This is a genomic window from Nostocoides veronense, assembly GCF_039531185.1.
Lineage (GTDB): Bacteria > Actinomycetota > Actinomycetes > Actinomycetales > Dermatophilaceae > Nostocoides_A > Nostocoides_A veronense.
This window is the reverse complement of sequence record NZ_BAAAPO010000006.1, coordinates 13,853-33,098: the sequence shown is the minus strand read 5'-3', so window position 1 is coordinate 33,098 and position 19,246 is coordinate 13,853. Positions and strand designations below refer to the sequence as shown.

Annotated in this window: 15 protein-coding genes; 3 read left to right on the top strand and 12 right to left on the bottom strand. The window is 70.0% G+C overall.

Going from position 1 to position 19,246, the window contains the following annotated elements; translation table 11 throughout:
* Positions 1–158: 158 nt before the first annotated feature.
* The 4 genes from ABD225_RS01185 to topA all read right to left on the bottom strand — a co-directional run bounded on the left by ABD225_RS01185 (position 159) and on the right by topA (position 6,526).
* The gene (locus tag ABD225_RS01185; protein WP_344080053.1) at positions 159–1,298 is read right to left on the bottom strand and encodes a DNA polymerase III subunit delta'; all 1,140 of its coding nucleotides are present in this window, start codon (positions 1,296–1,298) and stop codon (positions 159–161) included.
* Entirely contained in the window at positions 1,282–1,917 is a 636-nt protein-coding gene (gene tmk / locus ABD225_RS01180) for a dTMP kinase (RefSeq protein ID WP_344080051.1), read from the bottom strand. The genes ABD225_RS01185 and tmk overlap by 17 nt, the downstream gene beginning before the upstream one ends.
* Positions 1,918–2,210: 293 nt before the next feature.
* Positions 2,211–3,767 (bottom strand): AMP-binding protein, encoded by a 1,557-nt coding sequence (locus tag ABD225_RS01175; RefSeq protein ID WP_344080049.1) that lies wholly within the window; start codon positions 3,765–3,767, stop codon positions 2,211–2,213.
* 5 nt (positions 3,768–3,772) lie between these two features.
* Positions 3,773–6,526, bottom strand: a complete 2,754-nt coding sequence (gene topA / locus ABD225_RS01170) for a type I DNA topoisomerase (protein ID WP_425564296.1) — start codon at positions 6,524–6,526, stop codon at positions 3,773–3,775.
* Between the two features lie 141 nt (positions 6,527–6,667).
* Between topA and ABD225_RS01165 the strand changes: the two genes are divergently transcribed.
* Both ABD225_RS01165 and ABD225_RS01160 read left to right on the top strand, forming a co-directional pair.
* Entirely contained in the window at positions 6,668–7,450 is a 783-nt protein-coding gene (locus ABD225_RS01165) for a dioxygenase family protein (RefSeq protein ID WP_344080043.1), read from the top strand.
* Between the two features lie 81 nt (positions 7,451–7,531).
* Positions 7,532–8,740: a CapA family protein gene (locus ABD225_RS01160; RefSeq protein WP_344080040.1), complete on the top strand. Its 1,209-nt coding sequence runs from the start codon at positions 7,532–7,534 to the stop codon at positions 8,738–8,740.
* A gap of 121 nt (positions 8,741–8,861) precedes the next feature.
* Here ABD225_RS01160 and ABD225_RS01155 read toward each other — a convergent pair whose 3' ends face one another.
* The 5 genes from ABD225_RS01155 to ABD225_RS01135 form a co-directional block, all read right to left on the bottom strand.
* Positions 8,862–10,361 (bottom strand): DUF7059 domain-containing protein, encoded by a 1,500-nt coding sequence (locus ABD225_RS01155; protein WP_344080037.1) that lies wholly within the window; start codon positions 10,359–10,361, stop codon positions 8,862–8,864.
* Complete coding sequence (locus tag ABD225_RS01150) at positions 10,362–11,183, bottom strand: hypothetical protein (protein ID WP_344080034.1); 822 nt, start codon at positions 11,181–11,183, stop codon at positions 10,362–10,364.
* 4 nt (positions 11,184–11,187) lie between these two features.
* Positions 11,188–12,189 (bottom strand): 2-hydroxyacid dehydrogenase, encoded by a 1,002-nt coding sequence (locus tag ABD225_RS01145; RefSeq protein ID WP_344080032.1) that lies wholly within the window; start codon positions 12,187–12,189, stop codon positions 11,188–11,190.
* A 179-nt stretch (positions 12,190–12,368) separates the two neighbouring features.
* On the bottom strand, positions 12,369–14,822 hold the full coding sequence (locus ABD225_RS01140) for a sodium-translocating pyrophosphatase (protein ID WP_344080029.1): 2,454 nt from the start codon (positions 14,820–14,822) through the stop codon (positions 12,369–12,371).
* Between the two features lie 146 nt (positions 14,823–14,968).
* Complete coding sequence (locus ABD225_RS01135) at positions 14,969–15,319, bottom strand: STAS domain-containing protein (RefSeq protein WP_344080026.1); 351 nt, start codon at positions 15,317–15,319, stop codon at positions 14,969–14,971.
* 72 nt (positions 15,320–15,391) lie between these two features.
* Between ABD225_RS01135 and ABD225_RS01130 the strand changes: the two genes are divergently transcribed.
* Positions 15,392–17,737, top strand: coding sequence for a DEAD/DEAH box helicase (locus tag ABD225_RS01130; protein ID WP_425564295.1), 2,346 nt, complete (start codon positions 15,392–15,394; stop codon positions 17,735–17,737).
* 109 nt (positions 17,738–17,846) lie between these two features.
* Here the strand turns inward: ABD225_RS01130 and ABD225_RS01125 are convergent, their stop codons facing one another.
* The 3 genes from ABD225_RS01125 to ABD225_RS01115 form a co-directional block, all read right to left on the bottom strand.
* Positions 17,847–18,287 (bottom strand): hypothetical protein, encoded by a 441-nt coding sequence (locus ABD225_RS01125; RefSeq protein ID WP_344080020.1) that lies wholly within the window; start codon positions 18,285–18,287, stop codon positions 17,847–17,849.
* Between the two features lie 232 nt (positions 18,288–18,519).
* Positions 18,520–18,900, bottom strand: coding sequence for an Rv3654c family TadE-like protein (locus ABD225_RS01120; RefSeq protein ID WP_344080017.1), 381 nt, complete (start codon positions 18,898–18,900; stop codon positions 18,520–18,522).
* Positions 18,900–19,223 (bottom strand): TadE family type IV pilus minor pilin, encoded by a 324-nt coding sequence (locus ABD225_RS01115; RefSeq protein WP_344080014.1) that lies wholly within the window; start codon positions 19,221–19,223, stop codon positions 18,900–18,902. The genes ABD225_RS01120 and ABD225_RS01115 overlap by 1 nt, the downstream gene beginning before the upstream one ends.
* Positions 19,224–19,246 lie beyond the last annotated feature (23 nt).

Below are 19,246 nucleotides of genomic sequence, written 5' to 3'. Positions count from 1 at the left end.
CCGCCCGAGCGGAGCGGGGTTCGCGCACGCGAGCGGGGTTCGCGCACGCGAGCGGGGTCCTGCCGAGCGGAGCGGGCTTTGTGCGTGCGAACGGGGATATAGCCCCGCTCCCACTCAGAAGAGCCGCTCGGCTCGGGGGCTGGGCCGGGGTATACCGCTCAGCGAGGCACGCGCAGCGAGATCGCCATCGCCTCGAGGGCGAGCAGCGGCGGGACGTTGGCGGCGATCCGCTCCCGCGCGGTGCCGATGGCCGTCATGGCGCGCAGCAGGCCGTCGGCACCGAAGGCGCGGGCCAAGCCGCTGACCGTGTCCATCGTGTCCTCATTGACCAGCGCGACCGGGGCCTGGGTGCGCAGCACCAGGGCGTCGCGGTATGCGGAGAGCAGGTCCACCAGGGTGCGGTCCACGACATCGCGGGTGAAGCGGGTGGCGCGCGTTTTCTGTTCCTTCTCCAGCGCCGCGAGCTGGCTGCGTATGTGGGGTGGCTGGGTGCGGGCGGCCGGGTCGGCACCGAGAGTCGCGAGCAGGCGCTCCTTCTCCGCCGTATTGCGTTCGGTCAGCGCGCCCTCCTTTTCCTCCTCGGCGATCGCCATCAGATCCGAGGCGGCGCCGATCGCATCGCCGACGCCGGAGATCCGCATCGGCATCGTGATGACCTGACGACGCCGGATGCGCGCGCCCTCGTCGCGGGCCAGCCGGCGGGCGACGCCGACATGGGACTGGGCGGCGCGGGCGGCATACCGGGCCATCGCCGGGTCGATTCCATCGCGTTCGACGAGCAGGGCAGCAACGGCCTCGACGGGCGGGGTACGCAGCCGGACCTGGCGCGAGCGCGAGCGGAGGGTGATCAAGACGTCCTCGACGCTTGGGGCGCACAGGACCCAGATCGTGCGGGCGGTCGGCTCTTCGATGGCTTTGAGCAGGCCATTGCCGGAGTGCTCAGTCAGGCGGTCGGCGTCTTCGACGATGATGATGCGCCAGCGCCCCACGGACGGCCGTCGGGCGGCGAGTTGGACCAGGTCGCGGGCCTGGTCGACCTTGATCGAGAGCCCCTCGGTCGCGACGATGTCGACATCGGCATGCGTGCCGTCGACCGCCGTGCGGCATTCGCGGCACTCGCCGCAGCCTCCTTGAGGACAGAGCAGCGCACCGGCGAAGGCGCGGGCCGCGACCGAGCGTCCCGACCCGGGCGGGCCGGTGAAGAGCCAGGCGTGCGTCAGCGCTGCAGGGTCAGCCACCGCCTTGGTGAGGATCGCGAGCGCCGGTTCCTGGCCGACGACTTCACGCCAGACGCTCACCGGGAACCCCCTCCTGCCCCAGACGCAAGCGCGCCCAAATCTGCTCGTGCACGTCGTCGGGATCGTGCGTGCCGTCGACGACGAGATAGCGCCACTCTTCGGCGGCGGCGAGGTCGAGAAAGTTGCGACGGACGGCCTCGTGGTAGGCATCGCCCTCGGACTCCAGCCGATCGTGGACAGCACCTCGCCGGCGCCGCCCCTCCTCGGCGCTGATGTCGACGATCACCGTCAGGCCTGGCCTAAGGGAGTCCACCGCCCACATCTGCAGGGCCCGGACCTCCTCGACGCCCAGATCGCGGCCGGCGCCCTGATAGGCGATGGAGGAATCGACATACCGATCGGTGATGACGACGGCGCCGCGCTCCAGGGCCGGCCGGATGACCGCCTCGACATGCTGTGCCTTGTCGGCGGCGAAGATCAGGGCCTCCGCGCGCGCCGACATATGGTCGCCGTGCAGCACCAAATCGCGCAACGCCTGCCCGAGTGGGGTGCCGCCCGGCTGCCTCGTGACAACGACCTCGCGCCCGGCCGCCTCGAAGGCCGCCGCGAGCCGCCGCACCTGGGTCGACTTGCCCGCGCCGTCCCCGCCCTCGAAGGCGATGAAGAGGCCCGCTTCCACGCCCGCCACCCTATCCGCGACCCCCGACAGGCCCTCATCCCGGGAAGCTCGCGCTGCACGTGGTGCAGGATTCCGCACCGGCGCCGAATCCTGCACCTCCTTCGTCCTTGTCCACAGGGCGCGCGGGTGGCCCGGGCAGCGCATCCGAGCATCCCGCGACACGCCGGAACTCGTCCTTCGGGATCAGCGTGGTCACCGAGGTCGTCAGGTTTGGCCCAGATCGTCAGGTTGATGTGACGACGTCAGCCCAAAGTGACGACTTCGCGCCGAGATCGTCACTTTGACGGAGGCGATCAGCGGGCGCGGAGGGCGGTGAGGTCGATCTTGCCGGTGGCATTGCGCGGGAGGTCGGGAACGACATACACCTCGCGCGGGCGGACGTGGCGGGCGACGGCGGAGCGCAGTGCGCGCTGGATGCCCGCCGGCGTGAGCGACGCGCCGGGGGCGGGGACGACATACGCCACCAGCCGAGCACCAAAGGTGTCGTCCGGGACGCCGACGGCGGCGGCCTCGCGCACGCCGGGCAGGGCGTGGAGGGCGAACTCGAGTTCCTGGGGATAGACGTTCTCGCCTCCGGAGACGATCATCTGGTCCGCCCGCCCGGTGACGCGCAGACGGCCGTCGCGCCAGAAGCCGAGGTCACCGGTGTCGAGCAGCCCGTCCTGCATCTCGGGCCTGCCGACGCCGAGATAGCCCTCGAAGAGCATCTCGTTGCCGACCAGGACCCGGCCCTCGACACCCTCCGGCACCGGCCGGCCCGCGGAATCGGCGACGACCACCCGGGTGCCGACCGGCGGGCGGCCGGCGGTGGCCGGATCGGCGCGGAAGTCGGCCGGGGTGGCGATGGTGGCCCAGGAGGCCTCCGTGGAGCCATAGACGCTGTAGAGCACCGGCCCGAAGGCATCGAGCACCTCGGTGCTCAGACCCGGCCGCAGCGCCGATCCGCTGACGACGATCAGCTCGAGGTCGGGCAGCGCGGTCGGCGTGGCGCGCCGCGCGAGCAGCACGCGATCGACGATGACCGGCACCGAGATCCACGTGCGGATCCGCTCCTGCGCCAGGAGCGCAAGGGTTGCCGACGGCTCGGCCCGGCGCCGCAGCACGATCGTCGCCCGCAGGCCGATCGCCAGTTGCAGCGCCGCCAGCCCCCAGGTGTGGAAGAGCGGGGCGCCGAGGAAGACGCGCTCGCCCCTTCGCATCGGGATGCGCTCGATCATCGTCACCAAAGTGGAGGCGCCGACGGGCGGGCGCCGCGGAGCGCCCTTGGGGGTGCCGGTCGTGCCGCTGGTCAGCACGATCGCGCGCCCCGTCCGGGCAGGCGGCCGCGCCGGCGGGTATGCCTGACCCTCGGCCGCCCCGATCAGCTCGCCGAGGTCGTGGGTCACCGGCGCGCCGGTGGCCAGGCTCGCGAGGTCGGGGTCCACGAGGAGGGCGGTCACGGCATACCGCTGGATCGTGCGGGTGACCTGCTCGGGCGTGAAGCCGGCATTGACGAGCACGACATCGCAGCCGAGCGATTCGGCGGCGAAGCAGGCGAGGACGAAGTCGACACCATTGGGCGCGAGCAGCCCGACGACCGTGCCCGGGCCGATCCCGCGCTCGACCAGCACGCCCGCCAGCCGCTCACCGAGGGTGACCACATCGGCATAGGTCAGCGAGCGCGACTCGTCGACCAGCGCGATCTGCGATCCGGAAACCGTTGCCGCAGAACGGATGCTGCCCACCAGGCCATAGCCCCAACGCTTCAGCGCCCACAGCTGCGCCACCGTGCGATGCGGTGGCTGCACCTGCACCAGGCCGCGCTGCACGAAGGTCCGGACGACGACATGAGGTGGCACGCCCACATTCATGACGGCTACTTCTTCGCCGGCGCCTTGCGCGTCGTCTTCTTGGCCGGTGCCTTCTTCGCCGGTGACTTCCGGGTCGTCTTCTTCGCGCCCCGGCGCGTCGTCGGGCCCTTGGCGCGCTTCTCTTCGAGCAACTCGAAGCCCCGCTCGGGCGTGATCGTCTCCGGGTCGTCGTCACGGCGCAGCGTCGCATTCGTCTCGCCGTCGGTGACATACGCGCCGAAGCGGCCGTCCTTGACCGTGACCGGCTTGCCGCTGACGGGGTCGTTGCCGAGTTCCTTCAGCGGCGGCTTGGCGGCGGCCCGGCCCCGCGTCTTGGGCTGGGCATAGATCGCCAGCGCCTCATCGAGCGTGATGTCGAAGAGCTGAGACTCGGTCTCCAGCGAGCGGGAGTCGGTGCCCATCTTCAGATAGGGCCCGTAGCGGCCGTTCTGAGCGGTGATCTCGGCACCGGTCTCCGGGTGCGCACCGACGATGCGCGGCAGGCTCATCAGCTTCAGCGCCGTCTCGAGGTCGATCGTCGAGAGGTCCATGTCCTTAAAGAGCGAGGCCGTGCGGGGCTTGACGGCCGCCGTCTTGCGGGTCCGCGGCGCATCGGCCGGCGGGTCTGGGAGCACCTCGGTGACATAGGGGCCATAGCGCCCGGCCCGGGCGACGATCGGATGACCGCTGGCCGGATCGACACCCAGCTCGCGCCCGTCGTCCGCCGACGCCTCAAGCAATTGGCGCGCCATCTCCGGCGTCAGATCGGCCGGCGGGACCTCATCACCGATCGTTGCGCGACGCGGCGCGGTCGCAGCGCCCTCGGCCATCTCACCCGTCGTCGGGTCGACACCACCCGGCGCGACCTCCTCGACATAGGGCCCATAACGACCGACGCGCACGACCATGCCGTCGCCGATGTCGATCGTGGAGATGGCGCGGGCGTCGATATCCCCGAGGTCGGCGACCAGATCACGCAAGCCCTCGGCCGAGGTCGCCTCGTCGCCAAAATAGAAGCGGCGCAACCATTCCACGCGATGCGCGTCCCCGCGGGCGATGTCGTCGAGGTCGGACTCCATCGAGGCGGTGAAGTCGTAATCGACGAGCCGCGAGAAGTGCTCTTCCATCAGCCGGGTCACGGCAAACGCGAGCCAGGAGGGCACCAGCGCGGAGCCCTGGCTGCTGACATACCCCCGGTCCTGGATGGTCCCGAGGATGGAGGCGTATGTCGAGGGCCGGCCAATCCGCTTCTCCTCCAAGGCTTTCACCAAGGTGGCCTCGGTGTAGCGCGGCGGCGGCGTGGTCTCGTGACCGTCCGCCTCGACGCGCTGCGTCGTCAGCGACTCGCCCTCGACCAGGATCGGCAGGCGGCGCTCCTCCTGGGCGGCGAGCTTCGCCTCCTTCTTGCGGCGGGTGTCCTCCTCATCGCGGCCCTCCTCGTAGGCCGCGAGGAAACCGCGGAAGGTGATGACCGTGCCGGAGGCGCTGAACTCGGCGACGCGCCCGTCGGCGAGACGAGCCCCCACCTTCACGGTGGCCGTCGACCCGACCGCATCGGCCATCTGCGAGGCGACGGTGCGCTTCCAAATCAGGTCATAGAGCGCCAATTCCGCGCCGCGCAACTGCCCCGTCACCTGCGCCGGGCTGCGGAAGCGCTCGCCCGCCGGCCGGATCGCCTCGTGCGCCTCCTGGGCTCCGGGATTGCTCGAGCGATAGCGGCGCGGCTCGCTCGGGACGTGGTCCGCGCCATACATCTCCCGGGCCTGGGCGCGGGCGGCGCTGAGCGCCGACTCCGACAAGACGGTCGAGTCGGTCCGCATATAGGTGATGAAGCCGTTTTCATACAGCCGCTGCGCGACCCGCATGGTTTCGGCGGCGGAGAGCCGCAGTTTGCGCGAGGCCTCCTGCTGCAGCGTCGAGGTGATGAAGGGCGCCGACGGGCGACGGGTATACGGCTTGTCCTGGACCGAGGTCACGGTCACCGGAGCCGTGCGCACGCCGTCGGCGATGGCGCGCGCCGCGGCCTCGTCGAGATGGATCACCTTCTGGGAGTTGAGATTTCCGTCATCGCCGAAGTCGCGGCCGGTGGCCACGCGCCGGTCGTCAACGGCTGTGAGTCGCGCCCCGAAGACCTCCGGCGCGGCGGTCGCGAAGTCTGCCTCGACATCCCAATAGGACGCCGACCGGAAGGCCATCCGCTCGCGCTCGCGCTCGACGACCATCCGGGTCGCGACGCTCTGCACCCGGCCGGCGGACAGGCCGGCCCGGACCTTGCGCCACAGGACGGGCGAGACTTCATACCCATAAAGCCGGTCGAGGATGCGCCGGGTCTCCTGGGCGTCGACGAGATCCTTGTCGATCTCGCGGGTGTTGGTGACGGCGCGCTGGATGGCCTCGCGAGTGATCTCGTTGAAGACCATCCGCTTGACGGGCACCTTGGGCTGCAGCGCCTCATACAAGTGCCAGGCGATGGCCTCGCCCTCGCGGTCTTCATCGGTGGCGAGGTAGAGCTCGTCGGCATTCTTCAGCAGCCGCTTGAGCTCGGCGACCTTCTTCTTCTTGTCCGCATCAACGATGTAATACGGCGCGAAGTCGTTCTCGATGTCGACGCCGAACTTGCCGAACGGCCCCTTCTTCATCTCCGCGGGCATCTCGGAGGGCGTGGGGATGTCACGAATGTGCCCCACGGAGGCCTCGACATCGAAGTCGGGGCCGAGATACGCCGAGATGTTCTTGATCTTGTTCGGCGACTCCACGATCACGAGCTTGCGCCCGGCCACACCCTCACTCACCTTTCCCGGACCGCCCTAAGCGCTGATCGGCCGGGTGGTAACGGGATGCACCGTATACCGGGCACCGGGGGTCCCGTCGAACCGCCATCGTTGGTTGAAAGTTTAACTAACCTGCGATATGCTCGCCGTATGACCGATCGCGCCCCGATTCTCTATCTCAGCCACGGCGCCCCGCCGCTTGCCGATGACCCCACGTGGACGGCCCAGCTGGGGGACTGGTCGAGCCGATTCGAGCGCCCGAAGAGCATCCTGATGGTCTCGGCGCACTGGGAGGCGGCGCCGGTCACGATCAGCGCCTCCGCGACCAAGGCCCCGCTGCTCTATGACTTTTGGGGCTTCCCGCAGAAGTACTACGAGGTCACCTACGACAGCCCCACCGCTCCGGAGCTCGCCGCCGATGTCACGCGGCTGCTCGGCGGCCAGGTGGCCCGCGACGAGAGCCGCGGCCTCGACCATGGCGCCTATGTCCCGCTCGTGGAGATGTACCCCGAGGCGGACATCCCCGTCCTGCAACTTTCGCTGCCGACCCTCAACCCGGTCCCGCTTTTTGAGCTCGGCCGCGCCCTGTCACGGCTGCGCGACGAGGGCGCGATGATCATCGGCTCCGGCTTCACGACCCACAATCTGCGCTGGTTCAACCCGAGTATGCCGGCCGACGGCCCCGCGCCGGCGCCGTCCGTCGAGTTCGACCACTGGGCGGCCGAGGCCATGGCCAATGAGGACCTCGACGCGCTGCTGCAGTTCTCCGACCGGGCGCCCGCCGCTCGCGAGGCGCACCCGCGCACCGAGCACTGGGCGCCGCTCTATGTCGCTCTCGGGGCGGCATACGAGAGCGGCGGCATCGCCAACGAGAGCGCCGTCGACGGCTTCTGGTTCGGCCTGTCGAAGCGCTCCTGGCAGTTCGCCGCCTGATCCGCCGCGCCGTGGTGGCGGCTCAGGCGGTGGCCGGGTCGCTGCCCTGATCGTCCAGGTCGGCGCCGTAAATTGACGGGTATGCCCGCCCGCCGACGCCATGCGGTGACGCTCGCCCTGCTCACCGGGCTTGCCGGGCTCGCGGCGTGTTCGGGCGGCTCCGGCGACCCCTCTGCGGTCACGAAACCCGGCGCCTCATCCAGCTCGACCGGCTCCGCGACCTCGGCCAGCAGCTCGTCGACGACCACCCCCACTCCGGACCCGCCGAAGACCATCACGATCGGCGCGAGCGGCGATCTGCTCACCCATGTCGCCGTCCGCCGCAGCGCCGAGGCGTACGCCGGCCGCGCCGGGAAGTACGACTTCTCGCCCATGTTTGCCAAGGTCAAGAAGTTGATCTCCTCGGCCGATATCTCGTTGTGCCACATGGAAACTCCGCTCACGTCCACGAACACCAACCTGAGCCGGCCGGGCATCCTCGTCTTCAACACCCCCCACGAACTCGCGGATGCCGTCAAGAGCACGGGCTACGAGGGCTGCGATTTCGCGTCCAATCACACGTGGGACATGGGCTTGGCCGGCCTCGCAGACACGATCAATGTCTTCGACACCGCGGGCCTCGGGCTCGCCGCCCCGGGGGCCACTGAGGCCTCCCCCAAGGAGACCGGGACCTACGAAAGCCATGGCGTCCGCATCGCCCACCTGGCCTATACCTACACGATCTACAACAACTGGGGGCCCAACACCGACGTCCCGCCCGAAGCACCCTGGCTGGCGGAGTCGCTCTGGCCCGCGGTGACCGCCGAGGGCATCATCAAGGACGCCAAGCAGGCCAAGGCCGATGGCGCGGATTTCGTTGTCGTGTCGATGCATTGGGGCCAGGAGTATGTCGCCGAGCCCACCGCCGATCAGACCTCGATCGCCAAGGCCCTGCTGACATCTCCCGAGGTCGACGTGATCCTCGGCACCCACGTCCACCGGGTCCAGCCCTGCTCGCAGATCGACGGCAAGTACGTCTTCTATGGCCTCGGCAACTTCTTGTCCAACCAGTCCCCCAGCGTCGACTCCTCGCTCATCCCGCAAACCCAAGAAGGCATCCACGTGACCGTGACGCTGACCAAGGACGCGGACGGCACGGTCTCCTCGACGGCGAGCTACCAGCCGACCAAGGTCAACCTCGCCGGCCACGTGATCACCCCGGCCACCAAGGCCGGCAACCCCACGACATACGACCGGGTCACCAAGACCCTGGAGAGCCTCGGCGACTGCCCGCTCACCCCGGCGAACTGAGCGGTGAGCTGGCCGGCGGGCTGACGAAACCGAGAGCTAACGACCGACCTACCGCCTGGTATTGGTCGTGATCACGGCTCATACCAGGCGGTAGCTCGGTCGTTAGGGGCGGTCGATGGGGTCAGCGCAGGATGCCGTCGGCGACCCACTGGCGGATGCGGATCGTGAAGTCGTCGAGGAGGACGGCCTGGTCGCGATCGAGCAGGGCCGCGATGGCCACGATCGCCTGGCGGGCGGTGAGTTCGCCGTCGGCGACCCCGATATATGCCGCGGCGGCCGTGCCGAAGTCGCCGCTCAGCAGGTCCGATTGCTGCAAACCCTCGCTCTGGCGCAGCTCGAGATACGACAGGTCGGGCTCCCCAGGCCGGCTGACCTGGACGAGGGTGACATCGGGGGCGACGGTCCACGCCGTGTCGAGGACCTCCTGATCCGTATGCCGAGCCAGCCAGTCCCGCGCCTCGACCTGGGCGAGCAGCACCGGCCCGAGCGGCGGCCGGACCGGGCCGCGCGCATCGCGGATCTCGATCCAGGGCGTCCGCTCGTCCGCCGGCCGGTGAAGGGTGATCAGGCCGAACGCGATGCCGCTGACTCCGCGGGCGGCGAAGTCGTCGAGCCAGGCGGCATACATCCGGGCAAACTCGCCGGTCCCCGACTGTTGGCCGCCGTCGCGGGCCCAGGTCTCGGCATACTGCGCGGGATCCTGCATCTCGCGCATCAGCACGAGGACATCGACCCCGGCACGCGCGGCCCAGTCCGCAACCCGCTCGCCCCAGGCCGCGTCACCGACGACCTCCCAGTTGCCGATGATCTGCGCGATCCCGCCGGGCTCTAGGTGCTCGCCGAGGTGGGTCACGAGGTGCTCGACGACGGCATCACCGGACTGCCCGCCGTCGCGATATTCGTAGGTCGGCAAGCCATGGTCGCGCGGGGTGATGACGAAGGGTGGATTGCTGACGATGAGCGAGAAGCGTTCCCCCGCAACGGGTTCCAGCATCGAGCCTTGGCGGATGTCCCAGTCCTGCTCGTTGAGCGCGGCATTGAAACGGACAATATTCAGCGCCCGCTCGGAGATATCGGTGGCGACGATTTCCTCGGCATGCGTGCTCAGGTGCAGGGCCTGGACGCCGCAGCCGGTGCCGAGGTCGAGGGCCCGCCGGACCCGCGGACGCGGTGTCCACGCGGCGAGCGTCGCGGAGGCGCCGCCGACGCCGAGGACATGGTCGACCGGGAGCGGGGCGCGGGTGGCGAGTTCGGACAGATCGGAGGCGATCCACCAGGTGTGCTCGTCATCGCCATAGGGGCGCAGGTCGACCAGGGCCAGCAGCGCATCCCCCTCGGCGCGCACCAGACCGAGCCGCAGGGCGCCGGCGGCACCGAGGCGCGGTAGGGCCGCCTCCACCCGCGCCTGGTCGACCGGATCCCCGAGGGTGAACAGCCGCACGAGAACGGCCGCTGGGTCCGTGCTCTCACGAGTGACGCGCTCGGCCGGGATGACCTGCTCGCGCGCCAAGGCGTTCGCGGCCACCGGGCCTAGCAGGTCCAGGACGCGCGTCACCGAATAGTCGGCGGCTGCCAAGTCCGCGCGCAGGGCGGCGATCAGGGAGGGATCGGTGTCCAGCATTCAGCGAACGCTAGCGGAACCCGTCACCGCGTCGGCACGCCGATCCACCCCGTGCTCCCCCGCCACCTCGCCGAGGTTCGTGTCCCGCTCAGTCGCTGCAGGCGGCGGCGCCGTTGGATCAGCGGCCGCGCGGGACGCCTGCACCTCGGGGGCGACTAGCTCCGGCGCGCTCGCCCGCGGCACGTCGAGCAGCGCCAGCAGGCGGACCCCGAGGGCGGCGGCATACAAGCACCCGGCGAGCAACTCCACGCACTCCTCGAGCGTTTGCTCGAGCCGCTCGACATCGACCGGCATGGTCGCCGGGTCGATCGCGTCCATCCCGATCGCCGTGACCGAGCAGAGCACGCCGAGGACGAAGAGCCAAAGCGCGAGCCGGTCGGCGCGCAGCGCCCGGAGCACGAAGGGCAGGGCGAGCAGACCCGCCACCCCCATGAGCAGGACCTGGAAGTCGCCAGGGGCCAGGAAGTCGAGCCCGGGTATGCGGATGTCGCGCGGCGCCAGGATGCGGTCCCGGATCCGCTCGTGGATCGCGAACCGGTCGTCCAGCGCCAGGTAGGAGAAGCCGAGGGCCAGCACGACATACGCCAGCCGGTGCGACCGTGGCCACTCGCGCACGACCCCCGCGACCGCCAGCGCGGCCGCCGTGGCCGCGGCCAGCATGAGCAGGACCGTCTGCAGCCAGGTCATGGGGGTCAGCTCGAGCGCGATCCATTCCCAATAGCGCGGATACTGCGCTGCCGCGAGCGCGGCGGGCGCCAGCACGGCCAGCAGCATCAGGGCGATGACCAGGCGCGTTCGAGCGCGGGCGATGAGTGGATGCACCGGACTACCCTGCCGCACGGGCCAGGCGCGGCGGCGCAGGCACGACATGGATCGGCGCGCCATCGGCGGCCGCCTGGATGGCCCGGCCGAACATCTGCGCGCCGCGGGCGAGCACCTCATCGCGCCACCACGCGCTGTGCGCGCTCTGCAGCACGCGGCCCTCGGCGATGAGCAGGGCGTCGATCGGGTCGTGGGGGTCGAGGACGATCTCGTCGACGGCATACCCTCGCAGGCGGCCCGCCAGCAGGGCGCCGCGCAGCGCGTCGGCGTCCGCGAGGACCGGCCGCCCGACATTGACGACGAAGGCGTCCTTGTCCAGCAGGGCAAGCTGCCCTGCGTCGAGGATCGGGTAGTGGCCCTCGATCGTCGAGGCCGTCAGGGCGACGAGGTCCGCCTCTCGCAAGGCCTCCGCCTGCCCGAGGGTGGGTATGCCGTCCGCCTGCGCCGCCGCGAGCGCGGCCGGGTCGATGTCGACGCCGACGACCCGCATACCCAAGCCGGAGGCCAGCCTGGCCAGGCGCCGCCCGATGCGGCCGAGCCCGATGATCGCCAGGGTGCGGCTGGTGATCTCGACACCGCGCAGCGAGACCTCGAAGGGGGCGCGGCCGGCGGCTTTGTCATGGGCCAGATGCAGTCGGGTCGCGCTGGCGAAGAGCAGAGCGAGGGCGTGCTCGGCGACGGCATTGGTGGCGTATTCAGGCAGCGTCGAGACCGTGATGCCGCGCTCGGCCAGACCGGCGAGGTCGAGGTGCTCATAACCGGTGGCATAAAGCACGATGTGCCGCAGGCCGGGCAGCTGATCCAGCAGCCCGTCATCAAGGACGGGAAGGGTGACATTCGTCGAGGCGAGAACCTCGGCGTCACGCAGCAGCGAGGCCGCCTCGTGTCGCTCCGGAGCGGTATGCCGTTGCGCGAAGCGGACCGTATGCCGCACCTCCAGCGCCCCCAGCACCGCCTCCGGCAGGCTCGCCCGGCCCGCTCTGCTCAACACCACGACCTTGGCCATCTCGCCGCCCTCCTCGACCCGTGGGCGGCCTCCCTGCCACCCACTGCATACCTCCCCTGACGCGGCAGCACGCCGGAAGGTTGTGTCCGGAAATGACCGTAGGCCCGGCGTGAGCAGCTTCAGGGGCTGCCCACGCCGGGCCTACGCTGGATCGTTATGGCTCGGTTACGCGGCCTCGATCAGTTGTTTCCGGTGTAGCTCGGGGGCAAGACATCGCTCTCGTCGACGGCGGCCGCGGTGTTCGGCGCGCTGATCGAGGACGGCACCGCCGGGGCATCCGCGGCGGGGGCGAGGGCAGCCGGGGCCGCGACCTCGGACGCGATCGAGATCGAGCGGCGCTTCGAGACGAAGACCGCGGCGATGACGATCAGCAGGGCAGCACCGGCGATCGTGTAGCGCATGGCCTTGTTCTCGCTGGAGCCGATGCTCAGCGACACGATGGCCGGCGCGACGAGCACCGAGACCAAGTTCATGACCTTGATCAGCGGGTTGATCGCCGGGCCAGCGGTGTCCTTGAACGGGTCACCGACGGTGTCACCGATGACCGTGGCCGCGTGGGCGTCGGTGCCCTTGCCGCCGAAGTGGCCGTCCTCGACGATCTTCTTGGCGTTATCCCACGCGCCACCGGAGTTGGCGAGGAAGACGGCCATCAGGGCGCCGGCGCCGATCGCGCCGGCGAGGAAGCCCGCGAGCGCGCCGATGCCGAGGCCGAAGCCCACGGCGACCGGCATCAAGGCAGCGAGCAGACCGGGGGTCGCGAGTTCGCGCAGGCTGTCGCGGGTGCAGATGTCGACGACCTTGCCATATTCGGGCTTGGCCGTGCCCTCCATGATCCCGGGGATCTCGCGGAACTGGCGGCGCACCTCGAAGACGATGGCGCCGGCCGCGCGCGTGACGGCATTGATGGCCAGACCGGAGAAGAGGAAGACGACAGCGGCGCCGAGCAGCAGGCCGACCAGGGCGTGCGGCGCGGTGACGAGCGCCTGCGCGTTGTTGACGAAGGCCGTGCCGTCGTCCTGCGAGATGCCATCGAGCTTGCCCTCGGCGAGCATCTTGGTGAACTGCCCCTGCCAGGCGTCCGAGTAGGAACCGAAGAGCGCGGTCGCCGCAAGAACGGCGGTGGCGATCGCGATGCCCTTAGTGATGGCCTTGGTGGTGTTGCCGACCGCGTCGAGCTCGGTGAGGATCTGCGCGCCCTCGTCGTGCACATCGCCAGACATCTCGGCAATGCCCTGGGCGTTGTCGGAGACGGGGCCGAAGGTGTCCATCGCGACGATGACGCCGACGGTGGTCAGCAGGCCACAGCCGGCCAGGGCGACGAGGAAGAGCGCCAGGGCGGTGCTGCCGCCGCCGAGGAGGAAGGCGAGGTAGACCGCACCGGCGATGATGCCGGTGGTGTAGACCGCGGACTCCAGTCCGACCCCGATACCCGACAGAACCACGGTGGCCGGGCCGGTCAGCGAGGTGCGGGCGACGTCATTGGTCGGCTTGTCCTCGGTGCCGGTGAAGTAGCCGGTCAGCCACAAGATGATGCCGGCCAGGACGATGCCGATGATGACCGCGAGCAGCGCGGTGCGACGGGGGTCGCCCGCGAGCGCGCTGATATCGGCATTCTCCGACCCGAGTTCGGCGAAGGTGCCAGGCAGGTAGGTGTAGGCCGCGACGGCGGTCAAGACCGCGGAGACGGCGGCGGCGATGTAGAAGCCGCGGTTGATCGCCTTCAGGGCGTTCTCGCCGGGCCGGGCCTTGGTGATGTAGACGCCGAGGAGGGCGGTGATGGCACCGATGGCCGGGACGATCAGCGGGAAGACGAGGCCGAAGCTGCCGAAGGCGACCGAGCCGAGGATGAGCGCGGCGACCAGGGTGACGGCATACGACTCGAAGAGGTCGGCGGCCATACCGGCGCAGTCACCGACGTTGTCGCCGACATTGTCGGCGATGGTTGCCGCATTGCGGGGGTCATCCTCGGGGATGCCCGCCTCGACCTTGCCGACGAGGTCGGCGCCGACATCGGCAGCCTTGGTGAAGATGCCGCCGCCGACTCGCATGAACATCGCAAGGAGGGCCGCGCCGAAGCCGAAGCCTTCGAGGACCTTGGGGGCGTCGCCCTTGTACATCATGACGACGACGGAGGCGCCGAGCAGACCGAGGCCGACGGTCGCCATACCCACGACACCACCGGTGCGGAAGGCGACCTTCATGCCCTCATCGCGGCTGCCCTTGCGGGCTGCCTCCGCGACGCGGACGTTGGCCTTAACGGCCAGGCTCATGCCGAGATAGCCGATGGCGGCGGAGAAGGCCGCACCGACGATGAAGAAGGCCGAGCGGCCCCACATCACCGATGAGCTGTCCGCGGGGAGGAAGAGCAGCAGGAAGAAGACGAGGACCACGAAGATGCCGAGCGTCTTGAACTGGCGACGCAGGTAGGCCTGCGCGCCTTCCTCGACGGCCGCGCCGATTGTCTGCATGTTCTCGGTGCCCGGACTGTGGGCCAGCACCTGCGAGCGGAAGACCCAGCCCATGACCAGCGAAATCGCGGCGATACCCGCGACGGCGTAGGTCAGGTAGAGGTTGTTCCCGGTCAGTTCCAGGTTTGACGCCGCTGCGGGCACCATGGGTACCAGACCCGTCATCAGCCATCCTCCTCGATGGTTTTTTCGCGAAAAGGTCCTGGGCGCAGGTCATTGCGGCCAGGACTGCGCGGTCAGGCTATATGTGGAAGTCGACGGCCCCGAAATCGATGTGGGCCGCATCACGTCAGGCGGTCACGCCGTGGGGCTCAGGACGGCAGCTCGGTGACGGCAGCGACAGCTTCGTCCACGGACTCGTGCAAGGGCAGCACCCGTTCCAGGCCGGTGGCCAAGAAAATGTGCCGAATCCGGTCGGTGGTGACCACACAGTGCAGGACGCCGCCGAGCTGGCGGACCGCCTTGAGGCGGCCGACGAGGACACCGAGGCCCGTGGAGTCCATGAAGTCGACGGCGCTGAGGTCGGCGACCAGTGCCAGGCGCCCATCGGCCATGGCCGATGTCAGAGCGTCCCGCAAGAGTCCGGCCGTCGTCGCATCCACGTCGCCGGCGACATGGATGACCATCACGGGATCGTGATCGTCGGTAGAAACGGACAACATTGCGGAAACCCAACTCCTTCGAACGGGTGAAAGGTCAACGTTCTGACGTGGCGCGCTTACCGTAGACCACCAATGAGCCCCACACCAGACGACCTTGCAGGCCAGCGGGTTGCGTTGCCACGTTCGGCTGCGGACCGACAGATTCTGCTCACCCTGGGGGGTGTGGCGCCGACTGGACCGTTGCGCTCACTGCGCGAGTTCCCACCCCGTCCCGCTGTGCAGACTGACCTCCCAAGCTGGGTTGATCCGGAATTACGCGGGGCTCTCGCCTATCGGGGTGTGCATCGGCTGTGGAGTCACCAGGCGGCCGCGGTGGAGGAAACCCGCCAATGTCGGAATGTCGCCATTGCGACAGGGACGGCCTCGGGCAAGTCCTTGTGCTACCTCCTGCCGGGGCTGACCGCGGTCCTGGAGGGAACGCGGGCGCCGAACGCCCGGGGCGCGACAATGCTCTATCTGGCCCCCACGAAGGCGCTGGCGGCCGACCAAGCCGCGCACATCGAGGGCCTCGGCTTGCCGGGGGTGCGCGTGGCGACCTATGACGGCGACACCCCGCCGGATGAGCGGCGCTGGATTCGCGAGCATGCGAATGTCGTGCTGACCAATCCGGACCTGATTCATCACTCGATGCTGCCGGGGCATGCCCACTGGGCGTCCTTTCTGCGCGCGCTGACGATGGTCGTCATTGATGAGGCCCACGCCTATCGGGGCATCTTCGGCTCCAGCGTCGCGCTGGTGATCCGCCGCCTGCGGCGGGTCCTGGCCAGGTATCGCCGCGAGCCGGTCTTCGTCCTGGCGTCGGCGACGGCGGGCGATCCCGGCGCGCACGGCGCGGAACTGATCGGGCTGCCGGTCACCGAGATCACCGGGGACGGCTCGCCGCGGGGGGCGGTGACCTTTGCGCTGTGGGAACCGATGGTCACGGTCGGCGCGGATGGGCAGGAGCGGCGGCCGTCTGCGTCCACCGAGGCGGCCCGGCTGCTCGCCGGGCTGGTCGCGGCGGATGTCCAGACGATCGCGTTCGCCCGCTCCCGGGCAGGCGTGGAGGGGGTGTCCGCGGCGGCCAACCGGCTACTCGAGGCGCGGGGGCACCCGGCGCGCGTGTCGGCATACCGCGGGGGCTATCTGCCGGAGGAGCGGCGGGCCTTGGAGCACGCGCTGCGCACCGGGGCCTTGCGCGGGCTGGCCGCGACGAATGCCCTCGAGTTGGGGATCGACGTGCACGGGCTCGATGCGGTGGTCATGGCGGGCTGGCCGGGGCGGCTGTCCTCGCTGTGGCAGCAGGCCGGGCGCGCGGGGCGGGCGGGGGGTTCATCCCTGGCCATCCTCGTCGCGGCGGACGATCCGCTCGATGCCTACCTGATGGACCACCCGGAGCTGATCTTCGATGGCTGCGTCGAGAAGACCGTCATCAATCCGGCGAACCCGCGGCTGCTGCCCCGCCATCTGGTGGCCGCGGCCTACGAAGTGCCCCTGACCGAGGCCGACGAGAGCTACTTCGGGCCGGATATGACGCCCGCTCTCGACGCGCTCGTCGCCGCCGGCCAGCTGCGGCGGCGCCCACGAGGCTGGTTCTGGCCCGAGGATCGCCGGCCCGATGCCGTCGGCTCGCTGCGCACCGCTGGGGAGGTCGTAGCGATCGTGGAAGGCGCGAGTGGCCGGGTGATCGGGACGATCGACGAGGCGTCGGCCGATCATCAGGTGCATCCGGGGGCGGTGCACCTGCACCAGGGCAGTACCTATGTCGTGACCGAACTCGACCGCGCGAATGCGACGGCCACGGTGGTGGCGGGTGATCCTGGGTGGTCGACGGTGGCCCAGTCGCAGAGCAGCTTTGACCTGGCGACACCGGACGAGGTCCGCCTGCGCGGGGGCTTAACCGTATGCCGTGGGCCGGTCACCGTGCGCAGCCAGGTCGTGTCCTTTGCTCGGCGGCTGCCGACGGGTGCGGTGCTGGGCTATCACGGGCTGGATATGCCGGAACGCGAGTTCACCACCGAGGGCGTGTGGTGGCACCTGCCGGATTCCCTGCTCTTAAGCGTTGGGCTGACGGAGGCGCACATTCCGGGGGCCGCGCATGCGGCGGAGCACGCGGCAATCGGCATGCTGCCGCTCTTCGCCACCTGCGACCGGTGGGATATCGGCGGGGTGTCCACGGCCTGCCATCCCGCCACCGGAGAGCCGACGATCCTGGTGTATGACGGCTACCCCGGCGGCGCCGGCTATGCCGCGCGCGGCTTCGAGGTCTTCGACGCGTGGCTGACGGCGACGCGCGACCTGATCGCGGCGTGCCCGTGCGAGGCCGGCTGCCCCGGCTGCGTCGTCTCGCCCAAGTGCGGCAATGGCAACGAGCCCCTCGACAAGGCCGGCGCGGTGGCCCTCCTCGACGTCGTGCTCACCTCTGACCCGGGCCGATAGCAGCAAGTAGCCGCTACCGTACGGTTACCGTGCAGTACCCGTCGTGATGAGCCCGCGCACTGCACGGTAGGACGCACGGTAGGTCTGGCGCAGCGCTCGCTGGGCGGTGTTAGGCGTCGCGGCGGCCGTCGCCGGGGGTCCAGCCAATGGGGGTGTCGCGGACCGGTTCGGTGATGCTGCCACGCCCGCGGGACTCGGAAGAATCGGCGTCAACGCTGCGCGGGTGAGCCCGCTCGGTGCGCAGGCGTTCGGCCGCCGCCGCCTCCGCGGCCTTGCGGTTCTCCACGGCCGTGCGCTCGAGTTCTTTGCGCTCCCGGCGACGTCGGGCGCCAGCGGACAGACCGGCTTTGATGAGGTAGAGGCCGATCGCCAACGCAATGGCTAGGCCGAAGCCGGTCAGCAGCAGGGCGGCCGGCGAGAGGCCGATGGTGATGCCGAATGCCGTCAGATCGTTAGCCGGTCCCCCGCCGGCGAGATCAGCCAGCGCCAAATAGAACCACGTGCCCGCCAGGGCAACCAGCAGGATGAACAACAGTCCGAGCACGATCATGGACCGCGACGCTCCTCTTCTCGCTCGACCACCCGACGCTCGGGCGCACGGCTGCTGCCGCTCGTCGCCCCGTCCGTCGAGGCGACCAGACAACGGTAGCCCGGCAGCCACGACAACAAGCTGCGGAGTGTCCAGTCGCTCGCAAGACACCCGGCCTGCGGGGCTTCGGAACGCAGGACCGGCCAGCCCACGGGACCGGCGAGCACCCGGGATCAGCCAGGACGCGAGGTCGTCAGCGGCGGGTCAGGACGGGGCCGGCGCGGGCGGTGCCGCGAGCGGTGCGCTCACCGACGATCGGCAAGCGCACGCTCACCCGGGTGGAGACCAGGGCCTGCCCTTCGGGCGTGATGAAGCAGCCGGCGGGGCTTGCCCGGTTGTCGGCCATGATGGCCGCGGCTCGCCGGCACGCAGTAGCGGCGTCCTGGCCATCAAAAAAGGCGGACACGGCGGCGATCGCCCCCAGGTCGGCCGCCGCGCGGGCCCGCTGGGTGCTGGCATATGCCGAGTAGAGCGCGAGCACGGCCGGCAACAGGATCACCATCGCGCCGACAAGGATCACGGTGAGCACGGTCCCCGACCCGCTCTCGGGCCTGTCCCGCACCACGCCGGCCATCAGCGCAACTCCTTCGGCGCGACGGATCGTCCCACGGCGGTGACGTCGATCCCGAGGCCGGCGAAGATCCCGCGTTCAGGGGCGCGCACCGTGACGATCACGGTTGACCTCACGGCATCGACGGTGATCCGCGAGCCCTCAGGCGCCGATTGCTGGGCACCGGCGACGATCTGGCTCACCGGTTCGCCGCGGGCGGCCAGCCGGGCACCGACCCGGCTGGCCTCCGCGCACCGCAGGTGGTCGACGCCGATCGCGATGGCCGTCAGCGTCAGCAGCAAGAGGAGCGCGAAAGTCACCATCCCCAGCGCCAGTTCGATGGTCACCGTCCCGGCCTCGCGCGCCGACG

Coding starts and splice junctions, on each gene's coding strand:
- ABD225_RS01175 (WP_344080049.1), bottom strand. CDS start 3,767: ATGAATGTGGGCGTGCCACCTCATGTCGTCGTCCGGACCTTCGTGCAG.
- ABD225_RS01165 (WP_344080043.1), top strand. CDS start 6,668: ATGACCGATCGCGCCCCGATTCTCTATCTCAGCCACGGCGCCCCGCCG.
- ABD225_RS01160 (WP_344080040.1), top strand. CDS start 7,532: ATGCCCGCCCGCCGACGCCATGCGGTGACGCTCGCCCTGCTCACCGGG.
- ABD225_RS01155 (WP_344080037.1), bottom strand. CDS start 10,361: ATGCTGGACACCGATCCCTCCCTGATCGCCGCCCTGCGCGCGGACTTG.
- ABD225_RS01145 (WP_344080032.1), bottom strand. CDS start 12,189: ATGGCCAAGGTCGTGGTGTTGAGCAGAGCGGGCCGGGCGAGCCTGCCG.
- ABD225_RS01140 (WP_344080029.1), bottom strand. CDS start 14,822: ATGACGGGTCTGGTACCCATGGTGCCCGCAGCGGCGTCAAACCTGGAA.
- ABD225_RS01135 (WP_344080026.1), bottom strand. CDS start 15,319: ATGTTGTCCGTTTCTACCGACGATCACGATCCCGTGATGGTCATCCAT.
- ABD225_RS01130 (WP_425564295.1), top strand. CDS start 15,392: ATGAGCCCCACACCAGACGACCTTGCAGGCCAGCGGGTTGCGTTGCCA.
- ABD225_RS01125 (WP_344080020.1), bottom strand. CDS start 18,287: ATGATCGTGCTCGGACTGTTGTTCATCCTGCTGGTTGCCCTGGCGGGC.
- ABD225_RS01120 (WP_344080017.1), bottom strand. CDS start 18,900: ATGGCCGGCGTGGTGCGGGACAGGCCCGAGAGCGGGTCGGGGACCGTG.